General features: G+C 73.4%; 24 protein-coding genes, 1 tRNA gene and 1 other RNA gene. 9 read left to right on the plus strand and 17 right to left on the minus strand.

Translation table 11 applies throughout. The features are described 5' to 3' along the window. Window positions 1–8: 8 nt before the first annotated feature. From JOD49_RS13820 to JOD49_RS13840, 5 genes are all read right to left on the minus strand, one after another. Window positions 9–656 carry a DUF1684 domain-containing protein gene (locus tag JOD49_RS13820; RefSeq protein WP_205307680.1) on the minus strand — a complete coding sequence of 216 codons (648 nt, stop codon included), beginning with the start codon at window positions 654–656 and terminating at the stop codon, window positions 9–11. Window positions 657–695: 39 nt separating this feature from the next. Then, window positions 696–1,247: a GNAT family N-acetyltransferase gene (locus JOD49_RS13825; protein WP_205307681.1), complete on the minus strand. Its 552-nt coding sequence runs from the start codon at window positions 1,245–1,247 to the stop codon at window positions 696–698. A gap of 81 nt (window positions 1,248–1,328) precedes the next feature. Next, window positions 1,329–1,634 (minus strand): hypothetical protein, encoded by a 306-nt coding sequence (locus JOD49_RS13830; protein WP_205307682.1) that lies wholly within the window; start codon window positions 1,632–1,634, stop codon window positions 1,329–1,331. Between the two features lie 91 nt (window positions 1,635–1,725). Next, entirely contained in the window at window positions 1,726–2,457 is a 732-nt protein-coding gene (locus tag JOD49_RS13835) for a class I SAM-dependent methyltransferase (RefSeq protein ID WP_205307683.1), read from the minus strand. Between the two features lie 111 nt (window positions 2,458–2,568). After that, a complete protein-coding gene (locus tag JOD49_RS13840) occupies window positions 2,569–2,919 on the minus strand; it encodes a hypothetical protein (RefSeq protein WP_205307684.1) in 351 nt (116 codons plus the stop codon). A gap of 114 nt (window positions 2,920–3,033) precedes the next feature. Between JOD49_RS13840 and JOD49_RS13845 the strand changes: the two genes are divergently transcribed. Beyond that, window positions 3,034–4,602, plus strand: coding sequence for a 3' terminal RNA ribose 2'-O-methyltransferase Hen1 (locus JOD49_RS13845; protein WP_205307685.1), 1,569 nt, complete (start codon window positions 3,034–3,036; stop codon window positions 4,600–4,602). Beyond that, complete coding sequence (locus JOD49_RS13850; protein WP_205307686.1) at window positions 4,599–7,232, plus strand: polynucleotide kinase-phosphatase; 2,634 nt, start codon at window positions 4,599–4,601, stop codon at window positions 7,230–7,232. The genes JOD49_RS13845 and JOD49_RS13850 overlap by 4 nt, the downstream gene beginning before the upstream one ends. A gap of 66 nt (window positions 7,233–7,298) precedes the next feature. Here JOD49_RS13850 and JOD49_RS13855 read toward each other — a convergent pair whose 3' ends face one another. From JOD49_RS13855 to JOD49_RS13865, 3 genes are all read right to left on the minus strand, one after another. Continuing rightward, a complete protein-coding gene (locus JOD49_RS13855; RefSeq protein WP_205307687.1) occupies window positions 7,299–7,571 on the minus strand; it encodes a hypothetical protein in 273 nt (90 codons plus the stop codon). Window positions 7,572–7,762: 191 nt separating this feature from the next. Next, window positions 7,763–7,951: a hypothetical protein gene (locus tag JOD49_RS13860; protein WP_205307688.1), complete on the minus strand. Its 189-nt coding sequence runs from the start codon at window positions 7,949–7,951 to the stop codon at window positions 7,763–7,765. Continuing rightward, window positions 7,948–8,631: a TetR/AcrR family transcriptional regulator gene (locus tag JOD49_RS13865; RefSeq protein ID WP_205307689.1), complete on the minus strand. Its 684-nt coding sequence runs from the start codon at window positions 8,629–8,631 to the stop codon at window positions 7,948–7,950. Before JOD49_RS13865 ends, JOD49_RS13860 begins: the two co-directional genes overlap by 4 nt. 55 nt (window positions 8,632–8,686) lie before the next feature. On the opposite strand from JOD49_RS13865, the gene JOD49_RS13870 reads away from it, so the two are divergent. Next, window positions 8,687–10,648 carry an ABC transporter ATP-binding protein gene (locus tag JOD49_RS13870; RefSeq protein ID WP_307822548.1) on the plus strand — a complete coding sequence of 654 codons (1,962 nt, stop codon included), beginning with the start codon at window positions 8,687–8,689 and terminating at the stop codon, window positions 10,646–10,648. A 151-nt stretch (window positions 10,649–10,799) separates the two neighbouring features. Here the strand turns inward: JOD49_RS13870 and JOD49_RS13875 are convergent, their stop codons facing one another. Then, window positions 10,800–11,687, minus strand: a complete 888-nt coding sequence (locus tag JOD49_RS13875; RefSeq protein ID WP_205307690.1) for an LLM class flavin-dependent oxidoreductase — start codon at window positions 11,685–11,687, stop codon at window positions 10,800–10,802. Between the two features lie 104 nt (window positions 11,688–11,791). Here JOD49_RS13875 and JOD49_RS13880 point away from each other — a divergent pair, with 104 nt between their 5' ends. From JOD49_RS13880 to JOD49_RS13890, 3 genes are all read left to right on the plus strand, one after another. Then, a complete protein-coding gene (locus tag JOD49_RS13880; protein WP_205307691.1) occupies window positions 11,792–12,382 on the plus strand; it encodes a hypothetical protein in 591 nt (196 codons plus the stop codon). A 75-nt stretch (window positions 12,383–12,457) separates the two neighbouring features. Beyond that, entirely contained in the window at window positions 12,458–13,381 is a 924-nt protein-coding gene (locus JOD49_RS13885) for an LLM class F420-dependent oxidoreductase (protein ID WP_205308997.1), read from the plus strand. 217 nt (window positions 13,382–13,598) lie between these two features. Next, entirely contained in the window at window positions 13,599–14,912 is a 1,314-nt protein-coding gene (locus JOD49_RS13890) for a uracil-xanthine permease family protein (RefSeq protein ID WP_205307692.1), read from the plus strand. Between the two features lie 124 nt (window positions 14,913–15,036). Here JOD49_RS13890 and JOD49_RS13895 read toward each other — a convergent pair whose 3' ends face one another. From JOD49_RS13895 to JOD49_RS13920, 6 genes are all read right to left on the minus strand, one after another. Continuing rightward, entirely contained in the window at window positions 15,037–15,645 is a 609-nt protein-coding gene (locus JOD49_RS13895; protein ID WP_205307693.1) for a GNAT family N-acetyltransferase, read from the minus strand. Window positions 15,646–15,751: 106 nt separating this feature from the next. Further along, window positions 15,752–16,456 (minus strand): LytR C-terminal domain-containing protein, encoded by a 705-nt coding sequence (locus tag JOD49_RS20255; protein ID WP_205307694.1) that lies wholly within the window; start codon window positions 16,454–16,456, stop codon window positions 15,752–15,754. Between the two features lie 9 nt (window positions 16,457–16,465). After that, window positions 16,466–16,777 carry a type II toxin-antitoxin system VapB family antitoxin gene (locus JOD49_RS13905; protein WP_205307695.1) on the minus strand — a complete coding sequence of 104 codons (312 nt, stop codon included), beginning with the start codon at window positions 16,775–16,777 and terminating at the stop codon, window positions 16,466–16,468. Between the two features lie 116 nt (window positions 16,778–16,893). After that, complete coding sequence (locus tag JOD49_RS13910) at window positions 16,894–18,564, minus strand: ABC transporter permease (protein WP_205307696.1); 1,671 nt, start codon at window positions 18,562–18,564, stop codon at window positions 16,894–16,896. Then, window positions 18,561–19,532, minus strand: a complete 972-nt coding sequence (locus tag JOD49_RS13915) for an ABC transporter ATP-binding protein (protein ID WP_205307697.1) — start codon at window positions 19,530–19,532, stop codon at window positions 18,561–18,563. Before JOD49_RS13915 ends, JOD49_RS13910 begins: the two co-directional genes overlap by 4 nt. Window positions 19,533–19,658: 126 nt before the next feature. After that, entirely contained in the window at window positions 19,659–20,363 is a 705-nt protein-coding gene (locus JOD49_RS13920) for a TetR/AcrR family transcriptional regulator (protein ID WP_205307698.1), read from the minus strand. Between the two features lie 188 nt (window positions 20,364–20,551). Between JOD49_RS13920 and JOD49_RS13925 the strand changes: the two genes are divergently transcribed. Continuing rightward, on the plus strand, window positions 20,552–20,740 hold the full coding sequence (locus JOD49_RS13925) for a PspC domain-containing protein (RefSeq protein WP_205307699.1): 189 nt from the start codon (window positions 20,552–20,554) through the stop codon (window positions 20,738–20,740). Between the two features lie 31 nt (window positions 20,741–20,771). Here JOD49_RS13925 and JOD49_RS13930 read toward each other — a convergent pair whose 3' ends face one another. After that, a complete protein-coding gene (locus JOD49_RS13930) occupies window positions 20,772–21,314 on the minus strand; it encodes a GNAT family N-acetyltransferase (protein WP_307822549.1) in 543 nt (180 codons plus the stop codon). A 180-nt stretch (window positions 21,315–21,494) separates the two neighbouring features. Between JOD49_RS13930 and JOD49_RS13935 the strand changes: the two genes are divergently transcribed. Beyond that, complete coding sequence (locus tag JOD49_RS13935) at window positions 21,495–21,965, plus strand: hypothetical protein (protein ID WP_205307701.1); 471 nt, start codon at window positions 21,495–21,497, stop codon at window positions 21,963–21,965. Window positions 21,966–22,095: 130 nt separating this feature from the next. On the opposite strand, the gene JOD49_RS13940 is transcribed toward JOD49_RS13935, so the two are convergent. Continuing rightward, a tRNA-Ser gene (locus tag JOD49_RS13940) sits at window positions 22,096–22,181 on the minus strand. A 196-nt stretch (window positions 22,182–22,377) separates the two neighbouring features. On the opposite strand from JOD49_RS13940, the gene ffs reads away from it, so the two are divergent. Beyond that, window positions 22,378–22,474, plus strand: an RNA gene (ffs, locus tag JOD49_RS13945) — signal recognition particle sRNA small type. The last annotated feature ends 71 nt before the right edge of the window (window positions 22,475–22,545 follow it).

A 22,545-nucleotide genomic window follows, 5' to 3' on the forward strand; every position in this document is an offset into this window, starting at 1 on the left:
GTGGGCGGCTAGCCCTTGGCCCGCACCAGCTCCCCGCACGCCAGCTCGACCGCGAGCGTGTTTCCCGGCGGGGCGAGCGGGCACGCCCAGGCGGGGTCGTACGCGCACGACGGGTTGTACGCGAAGTTGAGGTCGACGACCAGGGGCGTGTCGCCGTCGGGCGCGGGACGGGACGACGCGGAGCCCAGGTCCGCGCCCTTGATCGTGTCCAGCAGGTACCGGCCGCCGCCGTACGTCGCGGGCGAGCGGTCCTTGACCGGCACGAACAGCCCGCCGCCGTACGAGCGCAGCGCCCACACGTCGAGCGACCCCAGGCCGGGGAGGTCGAGGCGCCCGACACGCTCGAACGGCACCACGCCGTCGGTGCCCGTGGGGACGTCGAGGCGGGCGGCGTCGGGGGTTCCGCGCGCGGGATCGGGCACGAGCGGCACCTCGAAGCGCAGCGCCGCGTCGTACGGGCCGACCGGGACCCCGGTGAAGGCGGGGCGGTCCGCAGGCAGGATGGGCGACGCCGGGTGCTCGGCGAGCAGGTCGTCGCGCGACGCGACCCAGTACTCGTGCGCGGCCGCGGGGTCCTCGACGGCCAGGTCGCGGACGTGCGCGTACAGGTGCTGGACGCGGCGGCGCCAGTCGACGACGTGCAGCTCGGTGATCATCTGGCCAGGGTGCCAGCCGGGACGTCCACCGGCACCTCGTCAGGCGCGGAGGCCGGTCGGGGTCGAGGCGTCCGCCTCGTCGTGGTGGTCCGCTCGCGTCAGGTCACGCACGTAGGTCTGCGAGTCGCGTCGTAGCAGGGCGTGCTCGACCGGCTCTCCCCAAGGAACCCAGCCGTGCCGCTCGTAGAGGCTGACCGCGCCGACGTTGTCCGTCAGGACGTGGAGCACGGCGCGAGAGTAGCCCTGTCGAGCGAGCAGTCCGGTGACGTCCCGGAGAAGCCGGCGGCCGAGACCCGACCCCTGGGCGCGGGGATCGACCGCGAGCATGCCGAGCACCGCGGCCCCGGGTGGGTCGCTCGCCAGGCCGCTGCCCGGCCCCGTCCCCACGGCGAACCCGACGACGTCGCCCACGCCGTCCGTCGCGACCGTCCACGCGACGCCCCGGTCGAACTTCCCGCGGGCGCGAGCCGCGACGCCCTCGACTCGGCGTCCGTCGCGGGCGGCACTCGCCTCGATCCACACCCCCAGGCACTGCTCGACGTCGTCCTGGAGCCCAGGACGCAGCTCGAAGAGGTCGGGTGCTGTGGTCACGGAACGAACATACTCGGAGCCCGAGCGGACGAGCGCCGAGCCTGCGCCAGGGCCAGGGGGCGTGCTCTCGGAGGCCGCGGCCTAGATGTTCGGCAGGAGCCGCAGCCACCCGAACGTGTACCGGAACGGCGCGCTCACCCCGGCCCACAGCACGCCCCACGTACCTGCGCGGTGCCGGACCGCCTCGACGACGTCGAGGACCATCGCGGCCAGGAGCCCGAGGAGGAACAGCCCCAGGAACGTGAAGACCACCGCGTCGGGCAGGTCGAGGAAGAGCGCCACGACCATCGCGACGATGGTCAGCGCGGCCAGCAGGGTGCTCAGGACGAACGACCACAGTCCCGGTGTCGCTGGTTCGTCAGGCTCTGGGCGTGGCTTCCGGGCCATGGGCTTCCCCCCCCCGGGCCCCCGGGGTGGGGCCGCGCGCACAGCATAGGGCGCGCGGGTGCCGGGCCGAGTCCCTGCCCGGCAGCGGCGCTCAGTGGTGCAGCCGGTAGAACCGGAAGAAGCCGAACCCCTCGATGGGCAGGACCTCGACGCGTTCGAACCCGGCGTCGAGCGCGTACCTCTCGAGCGTCGCGGGCCGCATGACGGTGCCCGTGCCGACCGACGGCGAGGACGACAGTCCGTCCGGCAGGCACACGAACTGGCTGAACCCGTACATGAGCCGCTCGACGTCGTCGCCCGGCGCGGTGAACTCCTGGGCGACGGCCTCGTCCATGACGACCACCGCGCCGTCGGGGAGGGCGGCCCGCCGGACCGCCGACAGGACCTCGACCGGGCGAGGCATGTCGTGCGTGCACTCGAACGCGAAGGCCGCGTCGAGCGGGACGTCCGGGGGCAGGTGCGCGGCATCGGCGACGCGGAACGTCACCCGGTCCGTGACGCCCGCGGCCTCGGCGTTCGCGCGAGCCATCTCGACCGACGGGGCGTCGAGGTCGTACCCGTCGAACCGGGCCTGCGGGTAGGCGAGCGCGAGGGCGACCGTCGACCACCCCGCCCCGCAACCGACGTCCGCGACCCGGGCACCCGGTCGGGACAGGATCGCGTGCAGGTCCGGGACGCGGCCGAGCGCCCTCGCGAGCTCGTGCTCGAACCACGGCCGGTTGAGGTCGGCCTGCGCCTCGCGCGCGTCCGCGCCCAGCCGCCCCCACGAGACCCCGCCGCCGTCGCGGTACGCGTCGAGCAGCTCGTCGAGCGTGCGCCCCACGGCTGCGAACAGCCGGGGCAGCGGACCCAGGTAGGCGAGGCTGTGCTCGTCGGTCAGGACCTCGGCCGGGCCGGGAGGCAGGGTGTAGCGCCGCTCTGCGCCGCTCGTCGCTCAAGGGCCCGACGGCGGAGCGTCGCCCTGCGGGGAGCGGTCCGGCTGGGGCGTGGGCTCGGCCGAGGGCGCGTGACCGGGAGCGACGGTGAGGATCCCCGCGACCGCCTGGCCCTCCAGCCATTCCCGCGCGTAGCGCTCGTGCGTGCCCGTCCGGGCTGCGAGCTCGGCCGATGTCGCCGGACCGTCGTCCGCGAGCGACCGGTACCAGCCCAGCCGGTCCCCGACGTACACCGAGAAGACGTCGATCGCGCCCAGCGCCGACGCGAGCAGGCGCCCGGCGAACTCGTCGGCGTCCGGCCCCTGCGGTCCCTGGGAGTCGGGAGGTTCGTGCGGTGCGGCGGTGACCATGGCGGGCGCTCCGTCCGGTCGCGGGCGTGGTGCGCGCCGGCGCCCGCGCGCGCCGGCACCACGAGGAGTCCCACCAGCGTAAATCGGTTGCGCTCTCGTGGGAGCATGCAGAGCATGCTGGTCACCCTCACGACGACCGCCGGCGCGCCGGCCGGGACCGCCCTGCCCATGCCGGCGATGACGGACGCGACCGACCTCGGGTACCTGCTGCACAAACACCCTGCGCGGGCCCAGTCGTTCGAGCTGCCCGTCGGCACCGCGCACGTCTTCTACCCCGAGGCCGACGCCGCGCGCTGCACGGTCGCGCTGCTGCTCGAGGTCGACCCTGTGGGCATCGTGCGCAACAAGCGGTTCGGCGGGCGCGACGCCTTCTCCCTGGCCCAGTACGTCAACGACCGCCCCTACGCCGCGTCCTCGATGCTCGCGGTCGCGCTCGGGGCTGTGTTCCGCACCGCGATGACGGGGCGCTGCGACGCGCGGCAGGCGCTCGCGGACGGCCCGGTCCCGCTCGAGATCCACGTCCCCGCGCTGCCCTGCCGTGGCGGTGCGCGGCTCGCCGAGCGCCTGTTCGAGCCACTGGGCTGGACGGTGGAGGCGACGCCCGAACCGCTCGACCCGACCGTGCCCGAGTGGGGGGACTCGCGCTACGTCGACCTGCGCCTGACCGGCACGGTCCGCCTCGCCGACGCCCTGCACCACCTGTACGTCCTGCTGCCCGTGCTCGACGACGCCAAGCACTACTGGGTCACGGGCGACGAGGTCGACAAGCTGCTGCGCGCGGGCGAGGGATGGCTCGCCGCGCACCCCGAGCGCGACCAGATCATGCGCCGCTACCTCGCGCACCAGGGCCGGTACGTCGAGGACGCGACCGACCGGCTCGTGACGCTCGACGGGGGCCCGCTGCCCGCCGACGCCGAGGCCCTGGGGACCCCCGCCGAGGGCGACGTCCCCACCGGGGGGAGCGACGCCGTCGGGACCACGGCGCCCACGCTCGCCCGGCAGCGTGCCGAGGCCGTGCTCGCGGCGCTGCACGAGGTCGGGGCACGCAGCGTCGTCGACCTCGGGTGCGGCGAGGGCGCCCTGCTGCGGCTGCTCGCCGCGGACCGCCGCTTCACGCGCGTGCTGGGCACCGACGTCGCCGCGCGCGAGCTCGAGAAGGCCGCGACCCGGCTGCGCCTGGAGGACGCGAGCGACGCCGAGCGCGAGCGCGTGCGGCTCGTGCAGTCCTCGCTCACGTACCGGGACGAGCGGATCGCGGGCTTCGACGCCGCGGTCCTCATGGAGGTGATCGAGCACGTCGACCCGCCGCGCCTGGGTGCGCTCGAACGGGTCGTGTTCGCCGAGGCGAGGCCGGGGACGGTCGTCGTCACGACGCCCAACGTCGAGTACAACGCGTTGTACCCGTCCCTGGAGGAGCACGGGCACCGGCACACGGACCACCGCTTCGAGTGGAGCCGGGCCGAGTTCCAGACCTGGGCCGACGGCGTCGCGCACCGCCGCGGGTACGGCGTGACGTTCCGCGACGTCGGGCCGCAGGACGAGGGGCCGCGCGCGTTGGGCGCACCGACGCAGATGGCGCTGTTCACGCTGAGGTCGCCCGAGGTGTCAGAACGAGCGAGCACCAGAGGCCACGCTGGTTCTGACAACGACGACGCGACCGACCGGGCGGAGGCACGGGCATGACCGAGCAGCACGTGATCAGCGGGGAGCCCCGCGTCCTGAGCGTCCCCGAGCTCTCGCTCGTGGTGCTCGTCGGGGTGTCCGGGTCCGGGAAGTCCACGTTCGCGCGCGAGCGCTTCGGCCCCTTCGAGGCCGTCTCCTCGGACTTCTGCCGGGGGCTCGTCTCGGGGGACGTCAACGACCAGTCGGCCACTGCCGCGGCGTTCGAGGTGCTCGAGACGATCGTGAGCAAGCGCCTGGAGGCCGGGCACCTGACGGTCGTCGACGCGACCAACGTGCAGTCCGCGGCGCGCAAGAACCTCGTCGCGCTCGCGCGGGCGCACGACGTCCTGCCCGTCGCGATCGTGCTCGACGTGCCCGAGTCCGTCGCGGTCGAGCGCAACCGGTCCCGCCCGGACCGTGACTTCGGCGACCACGTCGTGAGGCGTCAGCGCCAGGCGCTGCGGTCGTCGCTCAAGGCGCTGAGCCGCGAGGGCTTCCGCAAGGTCCACGTGCTGCGCGGCGTCGACGAGATCGAGCACGCCACGATCTCGCGCGAACCGCTGCTCAACGACCTGCGCGACCAGACCGGTCCGTTCGACGCGATCGGCGACGTGCACGGCTGCCGCGCCGAGCTCGAGACCCTGCTCGGCGAGCTCGGCTACGTGATCGAGCGCGACGACGCCGGCCGCCCGGTCGACGCCGTGCACCCCGAGGGACGCCGCGCGCTGTTCCTGGGCGACCTCGTCGACCGCGGGCCCGACTCGCCGGGCGTCCTGCGCCTCGTGATGGGCATGGTCCGGGCGGGGCACGCGCTCGCCGTCCCGGGCAACCACGAGCACAAGCTCGTGCGCGCGCTCTCGGGGCGCAACGTGACCGTCAGCCACGGGCTGGAGACGACGCTCGCGCAGCTCGCCGAGGAGCCCGAGGAGTTCCGCCAGGCCGTCGAGACGTTCTGCCGCGACCTGGTCTCGCACCTCGTGCTCGACGGCGGGCGGCTCGTGGTCGCTCACGCGGGGCTCAAGGAGTCGTACCACGGGCGCGCGTCGGGCCGGGTGCGCAGCTTCGCGCTCTACGGGGACACGACGGGGGAGACCGACGAGTTCGGGCTGCCCGTGCGCTACCCGTGGGCGAACGAGTACCGCGGCCGGGCCATGGTGCTCTACGGGCACACGCCCACGCCCGAGGCCGAGTGGGTCAACAACACGATGTGCCTCGACACGGGGTGCGTGTTCGGTGGGAAGCTCTCCGCGTTGCGGTACCCGGAGAAGGAGCTCGTGTCGGTACCCGCGGCCGAGGTCTACTACGAGCCCGCGCGTCCGTTCCTGCCGGCAGAGGGCTCGGAGGACGTCGAGGGGGCCGCTCGCCCGCAGCGCGATCCCGACGTCCTCGACGTGACCGACGTGCTCGGCCGGCGCTCGGTCGTCACGGGCACGCGGGGCCGCATCACGATCCCCGAGGAGAACGCCGCCGGGGCCCTGGAGGTCATGAGCAGGTTCGCGACCGACCCGCGCGCGCTGCTCTACCTGCCGCCGACCATGAGCCCCGTCGCGACGTCCCAGCGCCCCGGCTACCTGGAGCACCCCGAGGACGCGTTCGCGGCGTACGCGAGCGACGCCGTCGGGCAGGTCGTGTGCGAGGAGAAGCACATGGGCTCGCGTGCCGTGCTGCTCGTGTGTCGCGAGGCGTACGGGGCGCCGGCCCGGCGCTTCGGTGTCGACGTGCAGCCGGGCGGTCGCGGGGTCGCGCACACGCGCACGGGCCGCCCGCTGTTCTCCGGCCCGACGGCGGAGGCTCTCCTCGAGCACGTCGCGAAGGCCCTCGACGGGGCCGGGGTGTGGGACGAGCTGGGTGCCGACTGGGTCCTGCTCGACGCCGAGATCCTGCCCTGGTCCGCGAAGGCCGACCAGCTCATCCGCGACCAGTACGCGAGCGTCGGGGCCGCGGCCCGGGCCGTCATGCCCGCGGCGCTCGCGGCCCTCGACGCGGCAGTGGCCCGCGGCGTCGACGTCGGGGAGCTGCGGGCGCGCACGGCTTCGCGCGCCGAGGACACCGAGCGGTACACGCAGGCGTACCGGCGCTACCGCTGGCCCGTCGACGGGCTCGACGGCGTGCAGCTCGCGCCGTTCCAGGTGCTCGCGAGCGGGTCGGGCGTGGGGGGAGAGCCGACCGGCGCGACCTACGCGACCCGCGACCACCTGTGGCACCTGGGGATCGCCGACCGGCTGGTCGAGGCCGACCCCGTGCTCTTCCGCACGACGCGACGCCTCGTGGTCGACCTCGCGGACGACGCATCGCGTGCCGAGGGTGTCCGCTGGTGGGAGGAGATGACCGGGGCAGGCGGGGAGGGCATGGTCGTCAAGCCGCTCGCGAACCTGGTGCGCGGCCCCAAGGGGATCGTGCAGCCGGGGCTCAAGGTCCGCGGACGCGAGTACCTGCGGATCATCTACGGCCCCGAGTACACCCAGGAGCAGCACCTGGATCGGTTGCGCGTCCGTTCGCTGGGGCGCAAGCAGTCGCTCGCGTTGCGCGAGTACGCGCTGGGGCTCGAGGCGGTCGAGCGCGTGGTCGCGGGTGAGCCGCTGTGGCGCGTGCACGAGGCCGTCTTCGCGGTCCTCGCGCTCGAGTCGGAGCCGGTCGACCCGCGGCTCTAGCGACGTGTCAGAACGAGCGTGACCTCCAGGTCACGCTCGTTCTGACAGGTGCGCGGGGAGCCGGAGTCAGCCCAGCGTCGAGAACGAGCTCAGCGCGAGCGCCGAGAACAGGGCGATAGCCACGAGGACCGAGCCGGCGACGAGCCAGCCGTTCGCGCGGTCGGACGGGTCGGACGACGCACCGGCGCGACGTTCCTGCGGGCTGGGCGCTCCGCCGTCGGGCCGTGACGTGGGGGAGGAACCCGCGGGGCGAGCCGACGAGCGCGCGCGGCGGGCCGTCGTGTCGTGGCCGCGGAGTGCGACGCGGATCGGCGTCGAGGTCGTGACCTGCGTGGTCATGGCTTCCTCCCCAGGAAAGTTGGCCGCCCTCGCTGTCGCGGGGCGTACCACCAGTCTCTGCGGGGCGGGGGTGCGGGCACATCGGCCCTCCGACCCATCCTCGGCGGGGGCCTCGTCCCCCCGGAGGATGACGGGCGCCCGTCGGATGGGGGACATCCCTTCCGGGACGCCCCTGAGCCGGGGCTCCGGGGTCAGCGCGGGGCGTTGCGCTGGTGATCGATCCGCTGGAGGTAGCGGATCTCGCGGAAGCCCACCGCGACGGCCACCAGCAGCGGGAACCACGCCCACGTGCGGCCTCTGAGCAGCGAGAACAGGCTCACGAGCCCCACGACGACGCACCCGAGCACGGTCAGCAGGCTCGCCCAGCGGACGTTCTTCATGTGGTCCTCGACTTCTCGGTGGGGCCCGGTGCGGCAGGGGGTGAAGCGGGGGGCTGGGCGGAGGGAGTGAGCACGACGCCCTCGATGCTGCGGACCGCCATGCGCAGCGCGTCGCTGCGCGAGGTGCAGTCCTCGGTCACGACCGACCACGCGTTGAACAGGGTCCACCACAGGGTGCGCTGGTCCCACGAGACCGTGAGGGTCGGGTCGAACACGCCGTCCCGCTGCCCGCGCTCGAACAGGTCGCGCACGGGGGCCTCGGCGGTGTCGCTCTCCTGCCAGAACGCCTCGTCGTCGGCGAGGAGCGGGTCGGCGAACAGCAGCATGTACCAGGGGCCGAGGTCGAAGTACTCGACCACGAGGCGGCGCAGGGCGGTCGCGGGGCTGCCGTCGTCGAGGCGCGCGGCGCGGATCGCGGCGCGCGTGCGGTCGAGGGCCTCGGCGCCGACGGCGCGCATGAGGTCGGCACGTTCGGGGAAGTAGCGGTGCAGCGTGCTGCGGCCGACCTGGGCGGCCTGGGCGACCTCGCCGAGGGACGCCGTCTGGTTCGAGCTGAACACCGAGACCGCGGCGTCGAGGATCGCGCGCCGCGTCCGGGCGCGCGCGCCCGTGGCGGGAGCGTCGGGCGGGATGCCGACGGTCGTCTCGCCCGGTGCGGCGTCGGTGTCGCTTGCTGTCACGTGCTCAGCGTAGCCGTCACTCGATGGGACGGCTCTTGTCTAAAATGGGACACCCGTGTTCCACTGGAACATGGCCGACACCGACCCCGCGCAGACACCGCCCACGGAGCCCAAGGGGCCGCTGCTCCCGCGCCTCAAGATCCTCTGGACGTTCGTCACCCCCCACCGCAGGACGCTCGCGGTCGGGCTCGCGCTGGGCCTCGGGACGACGGCCGCGAGCCTCGCGACCCCCATGGTCACCAAGGCCGTGCTCGACACCCTGGGCACCGGCGCCTCGCTCGTCCCGGCCGTGAGCCTGCTGGTCGGTCTGCTCGTCGTGGGCCTCGTGCTGGGCATGTGGCAGTGGATCCTGCTGGGCGCGCTCGCCGAGCGCGTCGTGCTCGACGCCCGCACCTCGATGGTGCGCCGCTTCTTCCGGGCCAAGGTCGGGGCGCTCGGGTCGCGCCCCACGGGAGAGCTCGTCACGCGCGTCACCTCGGACACGGTCCTGCTGCGCGAGGCGGCGTCGTCGAGCATCGTGAGCCTCGTCAACGGCGTCGTGAGCCTGGTCGGCACGGTCGTCCTCATGGCCGTTCTCGACATGGTGCTGCTCGGGACCACGCTCGCCGCGATCGTCGTCATCGGCATCCTCGTCGGCCTGCTCATGCCGCGGATCGCCAAGGCCCAGGAGCAGGCGCAGGAGTCGCTCGGCCGGCTCGGTGGTGTCCTCGAGGGCGGGCTCCGGGCCCTGCGGACCATCAAGGCGAGCCGCGCCGAGGAGCGCCAGATCGACCGCGTCGTGGCCGACGCCCAGGACTCCGCGCGCCACAACCTCAAGGCCGTGCGCACCGGCGCCGTCGCGTGGACCATCGCGGGCGGAGGCATCCAGCTCGCGATCATCGTGATCCTCGCGCTCGGCGCGTGGCGCGTCGACCAGGGCCTCCTCGCGGTCTCGAGCCTCGTCGCGTTCCTGCTCTACGCGTTCCAGATCGTCGACCCCGTCACGACCCTCACGCAGAACGTCACCGAGCTCCAGGCGGGCATCGCGGCCGCGGGCCGCATCCGCGAGGTCGAGGCCATCGAGATCGAGGAGCCCGAGCGTGCCGTCGCCCCGGGCGTGGACGCACCCGGGCGCGGTGCGGACGGGAGCCGCGCGCCGTCGTCGGGCGTGGGGACCTCCCTGCCCGACGGCGCCGCTCACCCCGCGCGTGCCGCTCGCCCGGTCGACGCGCAGGGCGAGCCGCCCGTGCTCGCGTTCCAGGACGTGACCGCGCGCTACCTGCCCGGCGGTGAGCCCGTCGTGCGTGACCTCACGTTCGAGGTGCCGCGACGAGGGCAGGTCGCGATCGTCGGGCCGTCCGGTGCGGGCAAGACCACGACCTTCTCGCTCCTCCTGCGCTTCCTCCAGCCCGAGTCCGGGACCCTGCTGCTCGACGGTCGGCCCTACGCGGACTACACGTTCGACGAGGTGCGCTCGCGCATCGCGTACGTCGAGCAGGAGACGCCCGTCGTGCCCGGCACGATCCGCGAGAACCTCCAGCTCTCCGACCCCGACGCGTCCGAGGACGCCATGTGGGACGCGCTCGCCAAGGTGCGGCTCGACGCCAAGGTGCGCTCGCTCGCCGACGGGCTCGACACGTCGCTCGTCGGGACCACGGTCTCGGGGGGCGAACGCCAGCGCGTCGCCCTCGCCCGCGCGGTCCTGCACGCGCCCGAGGTCCTGCTGCTCGACGAGGCCACCGCGCAGGTCGACGGGCTCACCGAGGCCGCGGTCCACGCCGTGATCGAGGACCTGTCGCGCGACCGCGCCGTCGTGACGATCGCGCACCGGCTCTCGACCGTGATCGATGCCGACCAGATCCTCGTCATGGAGGACGGCCGCGTCCGGGCGCGTGGCACGCACGCCGAGCTCCTCGCGGCGGACGAGCTGTACCGCGACCTCGTGGCCGCGCTGCGCATCTCGACCGAGACGCGGGCGGGCGAGGAGGCCGATCGCGAGACGGGCCGCCAGGAGCCCGCGGCGGCCGAGGTGCGCTGAGCCCGGGTACATCCCGCGAGATGCTGCTGGTTGGCGGTCGACGGCTCGTCCGGGCGACGACGAGCAGCATCTCGGTGGACGTGGACGTGGACGTGGACGTGGACGTGGACGTGGGGGCGGGTACCGCGGGGGCCTCGGGGGCGGACGCCGCTCAGCCGAGCTGCGCGAGCCCCTCGGTCGCGATCTTCTCGAACGTCGCCTGGTCGGCCGCGAACTGCGAGTCGGCGATGGGCCAGTGCAGGACGATCTCCGTGATCCCCTGCGCACGGTAGGCGGCGGCGGTCTCGACGAACGCGTCGACCGAGTCGAGCGGCCGGTCCGGCGTGAAGCCCGTCAGGAGGATGCGCTCGACGCTCCCCGGGTCGCGGCCCGCCTCCTCGCACGCGGTCTCGAGCCTCGTGACCTGCGCCCCGACCGCGGCGTGCGACGCGGCGGGCGTCCCCTCCTCGCCGACCGACGCGTCGCCCGTCGTGACCCACGCCTGCCCGTACCGCACCGCCAGCCGCAGGCCACGGGGGCCGGTCGCGGCGATCGCGAACGGGACCCGCGGCTCCTGGACGGGCCCCGGGATCGTCCGGGCCTCGTGCGCGCGGTAGTGCCCCTCGTCGTGCGTCACGGCAGGCTCGGTCAGGAGACGGTCGAGCAGCACCGTGAAGTCCCGCAGGCGGTCCGCCCGCTCGCGCGCCGACCAGCCCTCGCCGCCCAGGACCGTGGCGTCGAAGCCCGTCGTCCCGGCACCGAGCCCGAGGGTGATGCGACCGCCCGACAGGTCGTCGAGCGTCATGAGGTCCTTGGCGAGCGTCACGGGCTCCCGGAAGTTCGGTGACGTCACGAGTGTCCCGAGCCGGATCCGCTCGGTGACCCCGGCCGCCGCCGCGAGCGTGGGCAGCGCACCGAACCACGGGCCGTCACGGAAGTTCCGCCACGACAGGTGGTCGTACGTGTACGCCGCGTGGAAGCCCAGGTCCTCCGCGCGGCGCCAGACGTCGCGCCCCTCGGACCAGCGGTAGATCGGCAGGATCACGGTGCTCAGTCGCATGGTCCGACCCTACGTGCCCGGGGCCCGCGCAGCCCGGCTCGAACCGGACCGCCGACGTGTGGTGTGCTGGTCGCAGTCCCGTCCACGTACCACCGGAGGTCCCCATGGCAGTCGTCGTCAACGTGTCCCATCGCTTCCCGCGCACCGGCTCGCGCGCCGATCAGCTCGCGGTGGTCCGGGGCGAGTGGCCCGTGCCCGAGGTCGACAACCCCGAGGCGTTCGCCGACTCCGACGACGCCCAGGAGCTCCTGGACGCCGCGGACGTCCTGATCGCCGCGGCGGGCAACGAGGTCGTCGACGTCCAGCGCATCACGGGGCTCCAGGTCGACGAGGGCGGGCACGTGCGCTTCGAGACGGTCGACGAACCCGTCCTCGTGGGGATGATCGGGCAGCGCCTGCGACCGGGCGCGGCCTGGGAGCCCGGCGAGAGCTGGCCCGTCAAGCTCGCCGACGCCACGGGGGACGTGCAGGAGTACCTCGACCTCGTCGGTGGCCCGGGTGGGGTCGAGCCGGGATCCGTCGCGGCCGGCCCGACAGGGGTCGAGGTGTCGGGCGAGGGCCCGGGGACGGAGGTGGACCCGGGTGACGACCTCGTTCTCGGCGGGTTCCGCCTCGTCCTGGGTCTCGACGGGAACCTCGTGGTCACGGCCCCGGCGGGCCGCTCGGTGACCGTGCGTGCCGCGCACGAGGGCTGAGCGAGGAGCGGGCGAGGTCCGGCGGGAGCGCGACCACAGCACGTCGAGCGACGTGGCAAGGTGGAGGCCATGACGATCGACCTCCGCATCTTCACCGAGCCCCAGCAGGGCGCCACCTACGACGACATCCTCGCGGTCGCACGAGCGACGGAAGAGCTCGGCTACGACGCGTTCTTCCGCTCGGACCACTACCTCGTCATGGGTGACGGTGACGGGCTGCCCGGGCCGACCGACGCCTGGACCACGCTCGCGGGCCTCGCCCGCGAGACGAGCCGCATCCGCCTGGGCACGCTCGTGTCCTCGGCGACGTTCCGGCACCCGGGCGTGCTCGCGATCCAGGTCGCACAGGTCGACCAGATGTCGGGCGGCCGTGTCGAGCTGGGGCTGGGGGCGGGCTGGTTCCCCCAGGAGCACTCCGCGTACGGCATCCCCTTCCCGGCCAAGCGGTTCGGGATCCTCGAGGAGCAGCTCGCGGTGATCACCGGCCTGTGGGAGACGCCCGTGGGGGAGCGGTTCGACTTCGCAGGCGAGCACTACACGCTCACGGACTCCCCGGCGCTGCCCAAGCCCGCGCAGTCCCGCGTGCCGGTCATCGTGGGTGGGCACGGACCGCGTCGCACCCCGGCGCTCGCGGCGCGCTACGCGACCGAGTTCAACGTCGCGTTCCCCGACCCGGGCGTGCTGGGTGACCGCATCGAGAACGTGCGCGTGGTGTGCCAGGACGCGGGCCGCGACCCCGACGACCTGATCTACTCGGCCGCGTTCGTGGTGTGCGTGGGCAAGGACGAGGCCGAGTTCCGGCGTCGCGCCGAGGCGATCGGCCGCGACCCCGAGGAGCTGCGGGTCAACGGCATCGCGGGCACACCCGCGGAGGCCGCGGACAAGCTCGCGGCTGCGAGCGAGCAGGGGGCGACGCGCTTCTACCTGCAGGTCCTGGACCTCGCGGACCTCGACCACCTCGAGCTCGTCGCGCGCGAGGTCAAGCCGCAGCTGAGCTGACCTCCCCTTCCCGCCCGACGGCGGAGCGCACCTTCTTCCCCGAGGGTGCGCTCCGCCGTCGGGCGTCCTGGGGTGTGGGGCCCTGGTGCGGGGGCGAGCGGGGCGCGGGGCCGTGGGACGGGGCTGTCCACGTCGTACCGGTCGGTAACGAAGGGTTCGCGAGCGGCAGTACCCTTCCCTTCGGCACTTCACCAAAACTTCACGAACGGAGCCCCCCATGGCAGCACTCGGCTGGAAGATCCACGGAGACGGGAAGCGCGTCGAACCCGGCGCCGTGGTCAGCACCGACGAGCGCCTGAGCTGGCCCCGCACGATCGGGATCGGTATGCAGCACGTCGTCGCGATGTTCGGGGCGACGTTCCTCGTCCCGCTCCTGACCGGCTTCTCGCCCGCGACGACCCTGTTCTTCTCGGCGATCGGGACCATCGGGTTCCTGCTCATCACGCGCAACCGGCTCCCCAGCTACCTCGGGTCGAGCTTCGCGTTCATCGCTCCCATCACCGCGGCGACCGCCTCCGGGGGGCAGTCGGTCGCCGTCGGCGGGATCCTGGTGACCGGAGTCGTGCTCGCCCTCATCGGCGTCGTGGTGCACTTCGCGGGTCCGCGCTGGATCGACCTCACGATGCCGCCCATCGTGACCGGCACGATCGTCGCGCTCATCGGCCTCAACCTGGCGCCCGCGGCATGGAACAACTTCCAGCTGTTCCCCGTCACGGCCGTCATCACCCTGGCCTCGATCATCCTCATCACGGTGCTGTTCAAGGGCATCGTCGGGCGCCTCGCGATCCTGCTCGGCGTCATCATCGGCTACGTCGTCGCGGCGATCCGCAGCGAGGTCGACTTCGCGCCCGTCGCCAAGGCCGCCTGGTTCGGGCTGCCCGAGTTCGTGACCCCCACGTTCGACGTCGCGGTGCTCGGCCTGTTCGTCCCGGTCGTGCTCGTGCTCGTCGCGGAGAACGTCGGCCACGTGAAGTCCGTCGCGGCCATGACGGGCAAGAACCTCGACGACCTCACGGGCCGCGCGCTCTTCGCCGACGGCCTCGCGACGACGTTCGCGGGCATCGGCGGCGGCTCGGGCACCACGACGTACGCCGAGAACATCGGCGTCATGGCGGCCACGCGCGTCTACTCGACCGCGGCCTACTGGGTCGCCGGCGCCACGGCCCTGCTGCTGAGCATGTCGCCCAAGTTCGGGGCGCTCATCGCGACCATCCCCGCGGGGGTCCTGGGTGGGGCGACGACCATGCTCTACGGCATGATCGGCATCCTCGGTGCGCGCATCTGGGTGCAGAACAAGGTCGACTTCTCCGACCCGGTCAACCTGACCACCGCAGCCGTCCCGCTGATCGTCGGCATCGCGAACTTCACCTGGGTCATCGGCGACGTGACTTTCGAGGGCATCGCGCTCGGCACGGCGTCGGCGCTCGTGATCTACCACGTCATGCGCAACATCGCCCGGTGGCGCGGGACGTCGCAGGAGCCCGCGAGCCCGGCGTCGGTGCCGGGTGGCTCGGAGATGTCGGAGCGCTGACCCTGCTGCCGGACGCGAGGTCGGTCAGACGTCCTCTGACCGACCTCGCGTCCGGGCACCCGGGCACCCGGGCACCCGGGCACCCGGGCACCCGGGCACCCGGGGACCCGGGGACCCGGCGGGTCTAGAGCTTGAGGCCCAGGACGTAGCCCTCGTCGGTCGAGACGCGTTCGAGACCGAGGTGCTCGTAGAAGCCGATCGCCGACGTGTTCGTCTCCGAGACCCCCAGGTGGACGCCCTGGACACCGCGCTCCCGGAGCGCGTCGAAGAGCGTCTCGAGCAGACGTCGCCCGTTGCCACCGCCCTGGGCCGCGGGCAGCAGGTCCACATGGAGGTGCGCGGGGAAGAGGTCGAGCACCGGGCGGTCCGTGGTCGAGGGGGAGTGGATGCTCCGCACGAGGCAAGCGTCCTCGGAGTCCGTGGGGAACGCGTCCAGCGGGTAGCGGGCCCGCAGGGGCGGCCACCAGTCACGCTCGCAGCGCTCCTCGAACGCCGCGGTGTCCCCGGTGCCCACGACGTACCCGAGCGCGCCCGACCCGTCGTCGACCACGAACGCGAGGTCCGGCTCGAACGCCAGGTACGCCCCGAGGTAGATCTCACCGAGCAGGCGGGGGTCGGCGTACCTCTCCGTGGCGTCGGCGCCGTCGGCACCCGTCCGCAGGCAGATGTCGTACAGACGGTCGACCTCGCGGGGATCGGTGGTGCGAGCAGGGCGGATCGGGAGGGAGACCATCGTGAGCCGGACCGTTCGAGAGCAGGGAGGAGGAGACACCGCGCCCAGACAGTAGCCGCGAACCCCCCTCGGGGCCAGTGCTGCGGTCGTGGGTACCGCGAACGAGTCAGCCTCCGACGGGCTGCTCTCCCTCGGCGGGCACCTCTTCTGCCGGTGCCTCCTCGGCCGGCGGCACCGGCGGGACGTAGGCCTCCCGCGGCGTGATGGTCTCGATCCCGACGCACTTCGCCTGGCTCGACAGCGGCACCGCGGGGTCGATCTCCACGAGCTCCTCGTCGACGAGGTTCACGAAGTTCTTGCCCAGCACGAGGTCGACGGTCGCGTCGGCACGGTTGTCGAGCACGAGGACCGGGTCCTTGTAGTGCGCCGCGAGCGTGTACGCCTGCGCGACGCCGGCCGCACCGAACGAGATCTGGGTGCTGTGCTGGGTCGTGCCCTTCCCGGCGGGGGTCTGGAGATTGCCGACCAGGGCGATGGTGAAGCCACGGCTCCGCAGGACCTGTTCGTTGGCGGCGCCCAGGCCGCCCTTGCCCGTGGCGTTGAAGATCCGGACCTGCACGTCGCCGTAGGGCACGGGCAGGGTGCCTTCCGCGAGGCAGGGGGTCTTGGTGTCGGCGATGACGTCGTCGACCTTGGGTGAGCTGAACTGGCGGTCGAACGGAGGCTCGACCGCGCCCGTGTAGACCGCCAGGGCACCGATGCCGGTGATCGCCAGGAAGGCGACGAGCAGCCCGAAGACCACGGCCTGTCGCTCGTGGATGCGCCGTCGTCGGACGGTTCGAGAGGGGTCGGAGCCGGGCTGCGTGGTCACGCCAGAAACCTACCCGACCCCGGGGGCGTTGAGCATGAGCACACGGGCGTGGAGGATGGCTCGCTGCTGCAGGGCAGCACGGACCGCTCGGTGCAGGCCGTCCTCGAGGTAGAGGACCCCTTGGTACTCCACGACGTGCGCGAACAGGTCACCATAGAACGTCGAGTCCTCCGAGAGCAGGTTGTCGAGATTCAAGGTCCGCTTGGTCGTCACGAGCTCGTCGAGCCGCACCTGACGGGGAGGGACGCTCGACCAGTCCTTGGGCGTGACCAACCCGTGATCCGGGTACGGGCGCCCGTCACCGACGGCCTTGAAGATCATGCGGGCCAGTCTAGGGGGAGCCTTCGGCGCGACGGCGCGGATCTCGCCGGGCGCCCCACAACTCCACAGCCCTTGCACATCCGGCCCGCCCGACCCGGTCAGGATTCCCGGACCCGTCAGGCCCCTCCCAGGTCCCGGCGCCGGAACCCGAGGTAGGCGACGGCGACGAGGGCCGCGGCGATCCCGGCCAGGGCGAGCAGGGGGCCGGCCGAGAAGGGGTCGAGCGGGACCTGCGGCACGTGCGTGAACGGCGACAGGTCGCGTGCCCACTGCGGCAGACCGAACAGCTCGCCGAGCTGCCCGACGACCAGGAAGACCGTGACGACCCCCCATCCCAGGGCGACGAGGCGCGGCCACCACGCGTACAGCACCAGGACGAGCCCTGCGACGACCAGGGCGGCCGGGACCTGCACGAGCCCCGCCCCGACGGCGTCCGCGAACGCGCTGCCCCACGCGCCGGACACGAGCGCGTGCCCCAGGCCCATCATGAGCCCGGCCCACAGCGGCACCGCGACGACGCCGACGACCAGCAGGACCACGGAGGCCGTCAGGTACCGCGTCCGGGACGTCCCCGTCGCGAGCACGAGCTCGGCCCGTCCCGAGGTCTCCTCGGCGTGCACGCGGGTCACGAGCGTCACGGCGAAGGCCGCCGCGGCGATCCCGACGAAGCCCATGATCGCGACCTGGAACACCTGGGCGAGCGCACCGGCACCGCCGAGCCGTTCGACGACCTGCTGCATCTGCGGCGAGGACCCGGCGATGTCGTCGACCGAGTCGAGGAGGAACCCGACGAGCAGGCAGTACGCCCCGACGCCCAGGGTCCACGACACGACGCCGGGGACCTGGAGCCGGGTCGCGAGCGCGAGCGGGCTCGTGAGCGAGGCCGACCCGGCGGGCCCGGGGCGCGGCTGGACGAGCCCGGCCCCGAGGTCGCGCCCGAGCGAGAGCCGGGCCGCGACCACCACGCCCACGACGAACAGTGCGAGGCACAGCAGCGCGGGCCCCCACGCGTCCGCGCCGAACGGGTCGATCTCCTGGGCCCAGCCCACGGGGGAGACCCAGTGCAGCCAGTCGGCGGAGGGCTCGATGTCGGCGACGCCGCGCAGCGCGTACCCCGCGACGAGCAGCAGCACGCCGATCGTGCTGGCGGTCCGCGACGAGGTCGCGACCTGCGCGCACACGGCCCCGATCCCGGTCGCGGCCAGGCCGAGCGCCGCGAACTGCAGACCGAACGCGACGGACGAGGCGCCGTCGGCTCCTTGCGCCACGTACATCGCGGCCATGAGCGCGCCGGTGACCACGGACATCCCGGCCGCGACGAGGACCCCCGTCGCGAGCGGGGCGAGCGACCCCACGCGGGCCGCGCGCACGAGCTCGAGCCTGCCGGTCTCCTCCTCCTTGCGCGTGTGGCGCACGACCGTGAGGACCGCCAGGACGCCGAGCACCAGGATCATGAACAGACCCACGCGCCAGGCGGCGGTCGAGGCGACGGACTGCGTGTGCTCGAGCGGCCCGAGCAGCGCGAGGAACGCGCTGTTGGTGCCCATGCTCGCGGCGAGCTCGTCGCGCTCGGCCTGCGTCCCGTAGACCGTGGCGACCGACGAGTACGTGACCGCGACCATGAGCAGCACCACGACGACGTACACGGGCAGGACGATGCGGTCGCGGCGCAGCGCGAGGCGCACGAGCGCTCCCGTGCCCGCGAGCGCTCCTCGCAACGACAGGGGAGGAGCGTCCGTGCGCCGCGGCGCGACGGCGGCCGGGTCGGCGGAGGTGAGCGCGGTCATCGCAGCGCCTCGCCGTCGAGCAGGGCGAGCTCGTCGCCGTACTGGCGCAGGAACAGCTCTTCGAGCGAGGGGGGCTCGATCGTCAGGCCGTGGGGTTCGAGGTCCGCGAGCGCGCGCGTGACCTGGGGCAGCGCGTCGTCGTCGACGTGGAAGGTCACGTGCGAGCCGTCGACCACGAGGTCGTGGACCCCGGCGGTGGCCGCGAGCGCGTCCGTCGCGCCCGGTGTCCCTGCGGCGCCGCCCCCGACGGTCACGACGACCTTCGACCGGGTCAGGTGCCGCAGCTCGGCCAGCGTCCCGGACTGCACGGCCCGGCCGCTCCGGATGATCGTCACGGTGTCGCACAGGGCCTCGACCTCGGCGAGGATGTGGCTCGACAGGAGGACCGACGTGCCGCGGGCCGTGGCCTCGCGCACGCAGTCCTGGAACACGGCCTCCATGATCGGGTCGAGGCCCGACGTGGGTTCGTCGAGCACGAGCAGCTCGGCGTCGGCGCTCAGCGCGGCGACGAGCGCGACCTTCTGCCGGTTCCCCTTGGAGTAGGTCCCGGTCTTCTTGGTCGGGTCGAGCTCGAAGCGTTCGAGCATGCGCGCCTTGCGCCGTTCGTCGACGGCCGCGCCGCGCAGGCGCAGCAGCAGGTCGATCGTCTCGCCGCCCGAGAGCTGTGGCCAGAGCGTGACGTCGCCCGGGACGTAGGCGAGGCGTCGGTGCAGCGAGACGGCGTCGCGGAACGGGTCGCCGCCCAGCAGCGTCGCGGTGCCCGAGTCGGGGCGCAGCAGGCCGAGGAGCACGCGGAGGGTCGTGGACTTCCCGGCGCCGTTGGGCCCGAGGAAGCCCGCGACCTCCCCGGCGCGGACCGTCAGGTCGAGCCCGTCGAGCGCCCGGGTCGTGCCGAAGGACTTGTGCAGGTCGTGGATCTCGACGGCGGGTCCGCGGGGGGCGGGGGCCGTGCGTGCGGTCGCGGTCATGGTTCCTCGTCGGGTGAGGGAGGGACGGGAGGGGAGCGGCGCCGTCGGGAGGGAGCGTCGGGAGGGTGCCCGACGGCGTCGCTCGCCCGGGGTGTGCGGGCTGCGGACCGCGCGGGTCGGCCAGGGCTACGGGGCGGGCGATGCCGCGGCGCGCTCGCCGGGCGGCGGCTCGGCGTACCGGAGGTAGGCGTCGAGGAGCGTGCGGTCGGTGAGGAAGCCGTCGGTGAAGAGCTCGATCGACGGCAGGCCGTGCCGGTCGACGTACCCGCGGACGATCGACCCGGTGTCGCCCGGGTCGATGGGCGGGTTCAGCGTGAGGTCGAGGAGGATCGTCCCGAGGGACTGCGTGACGAGGTAGCGGGCTCGCGCGGTCTCGTCGAGAGAGGGCCTGATGGTCCCGGCGGCGACGCCGTCCGCGAGGTAGGCCACGGCGTCGTCGACCATGCTCGCGACGAACGAGCGGGCGAGGTCGCCACCCTCCTGGAGGCTGCGCAGCACGTAGCCGAGCACCGGGCCGTACTCCTCGACCGACGAGAGCTGGGCCAGGACGTCGAGGGGGCTGCCCCGCGAGCCGTGCTCGTCGCCCAGGACGGTGCGCTTGTTCTCGCGGACGAGGACCAGGACGTGCTCGTCGCACGCGCGGCGCAGTCCTTCCTTGGACCCGAAGTGGTGGATGACGAGCCCGGGGCTGACACCGGCGTCGGCGGCGATCGTGCGGACCGGCACCCGGAAGCCCTGGGACGCGAAGCGGAGCAGGGCGGCGTCGCGGATGCGTGCGCGCCCCGTGAGGTCCGGGGCGTCGGGACTCTCGTCGCGCGTGACTGAACGCATGTTCAACACGCTAAACAGTTGTTCAGACGAGCACAAGAGGGTGCGCGTCACGACGGCGTCGAGGTTCGAGGGACGCCGGGAGTCCGTCGCGAGGACGACGGCCTCCCCCCGTGGGCGGGTCGCGGCTCAGGGACGAACCAGGGGAGTCCCCGATGTGCGCGCACGGAGCCCCGGCGTACCGTCGAGGCATGAGCCACATCCTCGCCAGACCGCGCCGCGGCGCCGTCATCGCCGGCGTCTGCGCGGGCCTCGCCCGACGCTTCGACATCAGCCCCACGCTCGTCCGCGTCCTCGCGGTCGCCTCGTGCATCCTGCCCGGACCGCAGATCCTGGCCTACGTCGTGCTGTGGATCGTCCTGCCCCGCGACCCGGAGTGACCGGAGGTCGCCGCTGCGCGGCCGGGCGTCGTCAGAGCCGCAGGGCCAACCACCTCTGCGCGTACCGGTCCTCGTTGAACGCCGGGACGTCCACGTACCCGCGCCGCGCGTAGAGGGCCAGCGCCTCGACGAGATCGTGCCGGGTGTCGAGCCGCACCACCACGGCGCCCAGGCGTCGCGCCGCCGACTCGGCCGCGTCGAGGAGTGCCCCGGCGACGCCGCGTCCGCGGAACGCCGGGGTGACGAAGACACGTCTGAGCTCTGCGGTCGGTTCCGGGGCGCGAGGGGCGATCGCGACCCCCGCGCACCCCACGGCCACCGGGCCGTCGCGGCCGTCCGCCCAGGCGAGGTGGAACGAACCGCCGGGAGCCGCCAGCCCCGTGGAGTCCTGGGCCGCGAAACCCGACAGGAGGTCGTCCCGTGGAGTGGGGTGGCCGAAGAACCGGTCGCTGACCTCGGTGTAGTACCGGAACAGGATCGCCTGGGACTCCTGTGCGTCGACGGGGTGCTCCGCGACGTGCCAGGTCGTCGAGGCGCCCGACGGCGTGCTGAGGGGGTCGTCGGCGCTGGACACGTTCGTCAGTATGCCCCGAATGCACCCTGACCGAACGGTTGCCCGAGGCTTTTGTCCAGCGCGGGTCAGGCGTGGCACCATCCGAGGGTGCGCTCCCACCCCACCCGAATCGTCCTGCTGCCCCTCTGTCTCTGCGTCGTCGCCGTGACACTCGCAGGATGTGCTTCCGACGCCTCGCCCATGGCCACCGCGGACCAGACCCCCGCTGCCGCAGCCCCCGCGACGCCGCTCCCGCCGTTCGACGGATCGACGAGGGCGGGCGCACTCCTGCTGGCCGCGGCCGGTGACCTCGACCCGGCGATCCTCCCGGACGGCTTCCACTACGTCGAGACCGTCGACCTCGACCTCTCGGAGTCGAAGAGCTCGATCTACGTCCAGGGTCAGCCCGGCGAGGAGGGACCAGGTCTGTACGTCCACGCGGTGCACGCAGGCGTGTCGGTCCCCAGCCTCGGGGACGACTGGCCCGACGAGGCCGTCCCCGAGCTCTCGGGCGAGGAGACGGTCACCGTGGCCTCCGACCCCGCGGGGCAGGACCGGTCGGTCGTCTCGATCGACGCGTCTCCGGTGGGCACGGTGCGGCTCATCGGCGACGGTGTCCCGCGCGACGACCTGATCGCGATGGCAGGGCGGCTGCTCGACTCGGTGGGCTGACGCCTCGACCGGGCGGTGCGGTGACGCGGAGACCCGGTGGCGACTCTAGGGCCTGGCCCCCCGCACCCCGGTCACCCGTGTCCACGAACGACGAAGGGTCCGCAGCGCAGGCTGCGGACCCTTCGGTCTGCGGAGGATGGGGGATTCGAACCCCCGAGGGCTTTTAACCCAACACGCTTTCCAAGCGTGCGCCATAGGCCACTAGGCGAATCCTCCGTGCTGCAGCGTCGACCCACGCGGGGCGTCAGGCAGCGTGTCGAGAATACCGGACGCCGGGCCTGCGACCGAATCGGCCCGCCGCGACGTCGCCCGAGGAGCCGCCTGTGCTCTCGCGGCCCGCCCGTACGGGGGGCGTCCCGCGTGTGCCCGGGGGCCGGTTTCGGACCACCGGCCCTCCTGGGCTAGGCTGGGTCCAGACCCCTCGTGCGGCGCTATCTCACTGAACTCCCCCAGGGCCGGAAGGCAGCAAGGGCAGGTGGGCTCTGGTGGGTGCACGGGGGGTCCTTTCATGTCCGGGCGCCTGTCCCGGCGCGGAGGTGTCGAGCGCCCGACGGCGTCGCTCGCGCCGTGCGCGCGTCGT

Source organism: Oerskovia jenensis, from assembly GCF_016907235.1.
Taxonomy (GTDB): Bacteria; Actinomycetota; Actinomycetes; order Actinomycetales; family Cellulomonadaceae; genus Oerskovia; species Oerskovia jenensis.

Bases quoted from the DNA above. Each gene is read 5' to 3' on its own strand.
- JOD49_RS13820 (WP_205307680.1), bottom strand. From the start codon at position 656: ATGATCACCGAGCTGCACGTCGTCGACTGGCGCCGCCGCGTCCAGCAC.
- JOD49_RS13830 (WP_205307682.1), bottom strand. From the start codon at position 1,634: ATGGCCCGGAAGCCACGCCCAGAGCCTGACGAACCAGCGACACCGGGA.
- JOD49_RS13840 (WP_205307684.1), bottom strand. From the start codon at position 2,919: ATGGTCACCGCCGCACCGCACGAACCTCCCGACTCCCAGGGACCGCAG.
- JOD49_RS13845 (WP_205307685.1), top strand. From the start codon at position 3,034: ATGCTGGTCACCCTCACGACGACCGCCGGCGCGCCGGCCGGGACCGCC.
- JOD49_RS13850 (WP_205307686.1), top strand. From the start codon at position 4,599: ATGACCGAGCAGCACGTGATCAGCGGGGAGCCCCGCGTCCTGAGCGTC.
- JOD49_RS13855 (WP_205307687.1), bottom strand. From the start codon at position 7,571: ATGACCACGCAGGTCACGACCTCGACGCCGATCCGCGTCGCACTCCGC.
- JOD49_RS13860 (WP_205307688.1), bottom strand. From the start codon at position 7,951: ATGAAGAACGTCCGCTGGGCGAGCCTGCTGACCGTGCTCGGGTGCGTC.
- JOD49_RS13875 (WP_205307690.1), bottom strand. From the start codon at position 11,687: ATGCGACTGAGCACCGTGATCCTGCCGATCTACCGCTGGTCCGAGGGG.
- JOD49_RS13880 (WP_205307691.1), top strand. From the start codon at position 11,792: ATGGCAGTCGTCGTCAACGTGTCCCATCGCTTCCCGCGCACCGGCTCG.
- JOD49_RS13890 (WP_205307692.1), top strand. From the start codon at position 13,599: ATGGCAGCACTCGGCTGGAAGATCCACGGAGACGGGAAGCGCGTCGAA.
- JOD49_RS13895 (WP_205307693.1), bottom strand. From the start codon at position 15,645: ATGGTCTCCCTCCCGATCCGCCCTGCTCGCACCACCGATCCCCGCGAG.
- JOD49_RS13905 (WP_205307695.1), bottom strand. From the start codon at position 16,777: ATGATCTTCAAGGCCGTCGGTGACGGGCGCCCGTACCCGGATCACGGG.
- JOD49_RS13910 (WP_205307696.1), bottom strand. From the start codon at position 18,564: ATGACCGCGCTCACCTCCGCCGACCCGGCCGCCGTCGCGCCGCGGCGC.
- JOD49_RS13915 (WP_205307697.1), bottom strand. From the start codon at position 19,532: ATGACCGCGACCGCACGCACGGCCCCCGCCCCCCGCGGACCCGCCGTC.
- JOD49_RS13920 (WP_205307698.1), bottom strand. From the start codon at position 20,363: ATGCGTTCAGTCACGCGCGACGAGAGTCCCGACGCCCCGGACCTCACG.
- JOD49_RS13925 (WP_205307699.1), top strand. From the start codon at position 20,552: ATGAGCCACATCCTCGCCAGACCGCGCCGCGGCGCCGTCATCGCCGGC.
- JOD49_RS13935 (WP_205307701.1), top strand. From the start codon at position 21,495: ATGGCCACCGCGGACCAGACCCCCGCTGCCGCAGCCCCCGCGACGCCG.